7 protein-coding genes are annotated in these 6,680 nt (G+C 32.7%); 5 read left to right on the plus strand and 2 right to left on the minus strand.

The window, feature by feature from the left end; genetic code table 11:
- From N4A42_RS14500 to N4A42_RS14520, 5 genes are all read left to right on the plus strand, one after another.
- A partial coding sequence (locus tag N4A42_RS14500; RefSeq protein WP_294075495.1) for a hypothetical protein occupies window positions 1–921 on the plus strand: 921 nt, incomplete at its 5' end.
- 1 nt (window position 922) lies between these two features.
- The gene (secG, locus tag N4A42_RS14505; protein ID WP_294075497.1) at window positions 923–1,270 is read left to right on the plus strand and encodes a preprotein translocase subunit SecG; all 348 of its coding nucleotides are present in this window, start codon (window positions 923–925) and stop codon (window positions 1,268–1,270) included.
- A gap of 188 nt (window positions 1,271–1,458) precedes the next feature.
- Complete coding sequence (gene groES, locus N4A42_RS14510; RefSeq protein WP_294075499.1) at window positions 1,459–1,734, plus strand: co-chaperone GroES; 276 nt, start codon at window positions 1,459–1,461, stop codon at window positions 1,732–1,734.
- A 103-nt stretch (window positions 1,735–1,837) separates the two neighbouring features.
- The gene (gene groL, locus N4A42_RS14515; RefSeq protein ID WP_294075500.1) at window positions 1,838–3,472 is read left to right on the plus strand and encodes a chaperonin GroEL; all 1,635 of its coding nucleotides are present in this window, start codon (window positions 1,838–1,840) and stop codon (window positions 3,470–3,472) included.
- A gap of 236 nt (window positions 3,473–3,708) precedes the next feature.
- Window positions 3,709–4,539, plus strand: coding sequence for a hypothetical protein (locus tag N4A42_RS14520; RefSeq protein WP_294075501.1), 831 nt, complete (start codon window positions 3,709–3,711; stop codon window positions 4,537–4,539).
- A gap of 41 nt (window positions 4,540–4,580) precedes the next feature.
- On the opposite strand, the gene N4A42_RS14525 is transcribed toward N4A42_RS14520, so the two are convergent.
- Entirely contained in the window at window positions 4,581–4,961 is a 381-nt protein-coding gene (locus N4A42_RS14525) for a heavy-metal-associated domain-containing protein (protein ID WP_294075502.1), read from the minus strand.
- A gap of 105 nt (window positions 4,962–5,066) precedes the next feature.
- On the minus strand, window positions 5,067–6,680 hold a 1,614-nt coding region (locus tag N4A42_RS14530; RefSeq protein WP_294075503.1), incomplete at its 5' end, for a TonB-dependent siderophore receptor.

Here is a 6,680-nt window from a genome sequence, read left to right on the forward strand (position 1 = left end):
ACATATTTATTACAACATCCTGAAACTATAACCAGTTCTCAAACCGATGCCATTTCTGCTACAATTAAAGCATATCCATATTTTCAATCGTTGCATGCCTTATATTTAAAAGGACTGAAACAAAAAGAAAGTTACAAATACAATAATGCCTTAAAAATTACGGCAGCACATACAGTAGATCGTAGTGTTTTGTTTGATTATATAACATCAGAAATCTTTAATCAGAATGAAATTTCTAATCAAATAAAGCAAAACTCTGAGCACATCAAATCTCTAGAAGTTAATGAAGTTGAGGACATATCAGTAAGCAAAAAGGTAACTATAGACGACGCTCTAAAAGCACAAATTAAAGCTACAGAAGGCGTTTTAGATCCAAATTTGTTTGAAGCAAAGGAGAATCCTATTGCAAATGAAACCAACCCTAAGATTGAAGATTCTATTATTGCAGTTGATGTAGATAATATTACACCTGAAGAAAAACTAAACATTGGCAAACCCTTAGAATTCGATAAAAACGAAAATCATTCTTTCGCAGAATGGTTAAAGATTGCAAGCTTTAAACCTATTTTAAGAATAGAAGAAGAAGAAGAAGAAACTAAAATAGAAACACCAGCAGAAAAAGCTAAAACTTCACAACCGCTCGAAAACAAATTAGATCTTATTGATAAATTTATTACCGAAAACCCTAAAATAAAACCGGTAACAAATTACACTCCAAAACCTAAATTAATAAAAAATGAAGATGATGTTTCTGACAGTTTAATGACCGAAACATTAGCTCGTATATACATGGAACAAAAAAACTATGATAAAGCAATTCAATCTTATAAAATATTAAGTTTGAAATATCCAGAAAAAAGTAGTTTCTTTGCAGACCAAATAAAATTGGTAGAAGAATTAAAAGATAATAACACAAAATAAAATGAGTGCATTTACTATATTTTTAATCTTAATCGTCATCGTAGCATTTTTACTAGTTGTAGTAATTATGGTACAAAACCCTAAAGGTGGAGGTTTATCGTCATCTTTTGGTGGTGGCGGCACACAACAATTAGGTGGTGTAAAAAAGACTGGTGATTTCTTAGATAAGAGTACTTGGTTTTTAGCTGTAGCGCTTATCGTTTTAATCTTAGCATCTAACTTAACCCTAGATTCTGGAAATAGCATAGACTCTAAAGCTTTAGATGAAAACGAAACTACAGAGATGCCAACTACACCTCCGGCAACAAATACAGATGATACTAGTACTACAAATGGTACTGATCAATAATAAATTTATTGTATTACAAATAATTAAGCCAACTTTTACAGTTGGCTTTTTTTATACTCTACTTTTTTTTTAAAACATAACATCTCGTGATTTAAAATCTGAAAGTTTGTCAGTCTAATTGCATTGGCATAATTTTCGAATAACGCAATAGCGTTAAATGAATTCAAATAATCAAAATATTATAACAAATGGCTTTAAACATTAAACCTTTAGCAGATCGTGTTCTAGTAGAACCTATGGCAGCTGAAACAACAACAGCTTCAGGAATCATTATTCCAGATAATGCAAAAGAAAAACCGCAAAAGGGAACTGTTGTTGCTATTGGCAACGGAAAAAAAGACGAACCTTTAACTGTTAAAGTTGGCGACACAGTATTATACGGAAAATATGGCGGAACCGAATTAAAACTTGAAGGTAAAGACTATTTAATGATGCGCGAAAGCGACATTCTTGCAATTGTATAAAACTTTAGCTATTAGCCTTTGGCTTTTAGCACCTTAAAATTAATAAATAAACTTATAAGCCAATAGCAAATCGCTAGAGGCAAAAAGCTAAAAATTAAAAAAAATGGCAAAAGATATAAAATTCGATATTGAAGCTCGAGACGGACTAAAACGCGGTGTCGATGCTTTAGCAAATGCAGTAAAAGTAACTTTAGGACCAAAAGGTCGTAATGTAATTATTGGTAAATCATTTGGCGCACCTCAAGTTACCAAAGATGGTGTTTCGGTAGCAAAAGAAATTGAGCTAGAAGACGAATTAGAAAACATGGGAGCACAAATGGTAAAAGAGGTTGCTTCTAAAACCAATGACCTTGCTGGTGACGGTACAACTACTGCTACTGTATTAGCGCAAGCAATAGTAAAAGAAGGATTAAAAAACGTTGCTGCTGGTGCAAATCCAATGGATCTAAAACGCGGTATTGATAAAGCTGTTGACACAATTACTAAAGATTTAGAAAAACAAGCTAAAAAGGTTGGTAATTCATCTGAAAAAATACAACAAGTTGCTTCTATTTCTGCAAATAACGACAACACAATTGGCGAGTTAATTGCTGAAGCTTTTGGAAAAGTTGGTAAAGAAGGTGTTATTACTGTTGAAGAAGCTAAAGGAACAGATACTTATGTAGATGTTGTAGAAGGTATGCAGTTTGACAGAGGTTATTTATCTCCTTATTTTGTTACTGATGCTGATAAAATGATTGCTGATCTTGAGAATCCATACATTTTATTATTTGACAAAAAGATTTCTAACTTACAAGAAATTCTTCCAATATTAGAACCAGTAGCGCAATCTGGTCGTCCGTTATTAATCATTGCAGAAGATGTAGAAGGGCAAGCTTTAGCTACTTTAGTAGTAAACAAATTACGTGGTGGATTAAAAATTGCTGCTGTTAAAGCTCCTGGTTTTGGAGACAGACGTAAAGCAATGTTAGAAGATATTGCCATCTTAACTGGCGGAACTGTAATCTCTGAAGAAAGAGGCTTCTCTCTTGAGAATGCAGATCTTTCTATGCTTGGCACTGCAGAATCTGTAATGATAGATAAAGACAACACTACTATTGTAAATGGTAACGGAAAATCTTCAGACATTAAAGCTAGAGTAAATCAAATAAAAGCGCAGATAGAAACTACCACTTCAGATTACGACAGAGAAAAACTACAAGAGCGTTTAGCGAAGTTAGCAGGTGGTGTTGCTGTATTATATGTTGGTGCTGCTTCTGAAGTAGAGATGAAAGAAAAGAAAGATAGAGTTGATGATGCTTTACATGCAACTCGTGCTGCTGTAGAAGAAGGTATTGTTGCTGGTGGTGGAGTTGCCTTAGTAAGAGCTAAGAAAACTTTAGAAAAAATCACTACTGATAACTTAGATGAAACTACTGGTGTACAAATTGTAAATAAAGCCATTGAGTCTCCTTTAAGAACTATTGTAGAAAATGCTGGTGGTGAAGGTTCTGTAGTTATTAATAAAGTTTTAGAAGGTAAAAAAGACTTTGGCTACGATGCTAAATCTGAAGCTTACGTAGACATGCTAAAAGCTGGTATTATTGACCCTAAAAAAGTGACACGTATTGCTTTAGAAAATGCTGCTTCTGTTGCTGGTATGATCTTAACAACTGAGTGTGCTCTGGTAGATATTAAAGAAGATGCACCTGCTGCTATGCCACCAATGGGTGGAGGCGGAATGCCAGGAATGATGTAGTCTGCAGCACATAAAAACAATGAGCTCACTCTTGCAAATAGCATAGTTGAGTTTAGACAATAAAGTAAAAGCCTTTGATTTTCGTCAAAGGCTTTTTTTTATAAAACACATATAAGAAACAACCCTTATTAAACTATTTATTTACCAATCTACAAACAAAACATTACCAACGATACAATTTTACGACTACACCACTCTAATTCTTAATAGCTTTGACTAAACATGAACTAATCAAAATGAAAACTTTGCTCACTTTTCTTAGCCTAATTCTTTCAAATCTATTGTTGGCACAAAACATCAATTTCAATTTTAATGGAAAGTCATACCAATGTTCAAGTTTTGAAAAGATTGAACAGTCAGAAAATGATTCAGAATTTATAGTCTCTGCTTTTCAATATCAATTACCAAGCCCAGAACAATTACAAGATGGTGTTTCTTATAAACATGGTCTTAGAATGGTATTATCTCTGCATAATGTTAAACATAAAATTCCTCTTGAAGAAAACGACACATTGTTTATCTCTACAAGCAATGATATGTTTTACAAAACGCAACAAAATCAGTTTAAAAACAAATCTGAATCAGAAGATTTTAAGGCTGCTAAACAAGTTTCCGACCAATTAAACGTTAATTTAAAATCTAAAGAAGAGCAATTAAAAGTATTAGCAGAAAAAGCTTCAAAAGGTGACCAAAATGCTATAATTGAACTAGAAAAATTGATTAATGAACAAACAAATGCCATTGAAAGTGCACAACCAATTTTAGATTCTAAACAATTAGATCCAAAATTTAATGATTCGCAACCATATTACGAATTCACCTTTTTTGTTCCCTATAAAAATAAGGATTTAGATTATGAAGTTAAAATCACCAGTGGCACACTAACCATAACAGAAGTTAATAGAAAAACAATTGTTCTAAGCTTTAAAGGGAAAGCAAATATGTTTTATGACGAATGGGATGAAAAGGCTAAGCAAGAATACTTGAAAAAAAATAAAAACACCACATTCTCTGAAATTTTAAAAGAAAGTGGATCTATTAATGGCTTTATTGAGCTTAAGTATTAGACACAAAAAAACCGAGCTAATTTAGCTCGGTTTTTCATTTCTTAATGCTGCTCACTAGTAGATTTCTTCTCTCCTTTATGATCGTCAACAACATCCTTATCTCTATATTTACAACAAGGATGTACAGATTTATAAGCTTCGTCTGTAGCTTTTATTTCCTTGGTATCGTGACCAACTTCTGCTATTTTTTTTGAAATTGTTTTAAGGTCTGTTTTGCGCTCATCGTAAATGAGCTTAAGCTCGTGTGTATCTACATTCCAAACGGCAGACTTAACACCTTTTGTTCTAATTGCTGCTTTTTCTATACGCTCTTTACACATACCACAAACTCCATCTACCTCTATTGAAGCTTTTGCATTTTTGTTTTGTGCAAATGTTACTGTTGTTACTAGCAAGGCAAAAATTAAAATTATTTGTTTCATTTTTTTATGTTTTTGTCTTTACGAGACTTTAAAAAGTTGCAGCAATCTCTTTCTAGTTTCAGTTTATAAGATTGCTTCGTTATTCTTCCTCGCAATGACGGTTTATTATTTTATTTTATATCGCAAACCTGCGTAATACATACTACCAAAAATTGGCCCATATACAAAGTTACTATCAAAATTTGAACCAAAAGGGTTATCTGCACTAATTATTGGGTTTTTCTGCCTTACATTAGTTACATTTTCACCACCTAAATATACTTCAAATTTAGGAGAAAACACTTTTGTCAACTGTAAGTTCAGCGTTGCTACTGTTGGTGAATATTCATCTAATTGATATTCTGTAGCACTTAACGTTGTACTTGGTAAACGCTGCGAGTCTAGCCAATTATAGGTTGCATCAAACTTCCATAAACCTCCATTTACATTAGGATGTGTTTCGTAAGAAGCGTTTGCAAAAAAACGATGCTTTGGTATTAATGGTTTTTCAAGTTTACCAGAATTATAATCTGTTTTAATATCGTAATACTTGTAAGCCGTTCTAAAATCGAAATGCTCAAAAACATTATAATTAAATTCTAGTTGAAAACTATTAGCATAACTTTTTCCATCTAAATTATAAAAATTAATTTCGAATGGATTTTCCCAATCTACCACAATTTGGTTTTCAAAATCAGTTCTATAAAAATCTAAAGTTACATCAGCTTTTCTACCAAATAAATGAAACCCTTGTAGATAACTTAAACCATAATTCCAGGCAATCTCTGGGTCTAATCCATATACTTTCCCACCAGAATTCTGAATATTAATCTGTCTTGAACTTGAAAATAAATTCTGATTTTCAGCAAAAATATTGGCACTACGCTTTCCTCGTCCAATAGAAGCTCTTAATGCAGATCTTTCCCAAGGTGTATAACGCATATGCAAACGAGGTGTTATAAAAAAGCCTAATCTGTTATGCTGATCTACTCTAACACCAGCCGTTAGGGTTAATTTATCGAGATTATCATAGGCATACTCAAAGAAACCTCCAACAGAATTTTCAGTACGTTCAAATTCTTGCGCATTTACCATCTCATCGTAATGATCGTAAGTAAAACTTATTCCAGTTTTCACCTTATGGCGCGAATCTGATATTATACTATTGTATACAAGGTTTGAATAAAAACTATTGTGTTGTATATCATAATCATTTAAACCAAAATAGGAATCTTGTCTATGATGACTAAACGCAGTTTGAAATCCAATACTTTGATAAGGAATTTCAGGATTTACGTACCCTAATTTTGTTGTAATATCAAAACGTTCGGTATCAATTTCACTTCCCCAAGCATTAGTAGTTCCACGATCTGTTTTAGGGTCGAAATCTAATTGACCTGCTTGTTTTTCATCATTAAGATAGCGTACATTAATAAAGCTTACCAGACCTTTTTCGGAATTGGTATACTGCCAGCGATTCATTACATTAATCTGATTATATAATGGCATATCTAAGAATCCATCATCATTAACGTCGTGCTTTTTTTGATGTGTATTACCATGCAGATACAAACCTGTACTCCATTTATCAGACACTTTAGTGTTAAAATGCGTATTAAGTTCTAATCGCTGATTTGAGGCTCCATAAAGATTTACAAATAGCTTATTATCTGTTGTAGGCTTTACCAACTCGGTATTGATTTGTCCGGCAATACTTTCAAACCCATTAACAACACTTCC

The sequence above is a fragment of the Winogradskyella sp. genome, assembly GCF_025210595.1.
Lineage (GTDB): Bacteria > Bacteroidota > Bacteroidia > Flavobacteriales > Flavobacteriaceae > Winogradskyella.

Bases quoted from the DNA above. Each gene is read 5' to 3' on its own strand.
- groES (WP_294075499.1), top strand. From the start codon at position 1,459: ATGGCTTTAAACATTAAACCTTTAGCAGATCGTGTTCTAGTAGAACCT.
- N4A42_RS14525 (WP_294075502.1), bottom strand. From the start codon at position 4,961: ATGAAACAAATAATTTTAATTTTTGCCTTGCTAGTAACAACAGTAACA.
- groL (WP_294075500.1), top strand. From the start codon at position 1,838: ATGGCAAAAGATATAAAATTCGATATTGAAGCTCGAGACGGACTAAAA.
- N4A42_RS14520 (WP_294075501.1), top strand. From the start codon at position 3,709: ATGAAAACTTTGCTCACTTTTCTTAGCCTAATTCTTTCAAATCTATTG.
- secG (WP_294075497.1), top strand. From the start codon at position 923: ATGAGTGCATTTACTATATTTTTAATCTTAATCGTCATCGTAGCATTT.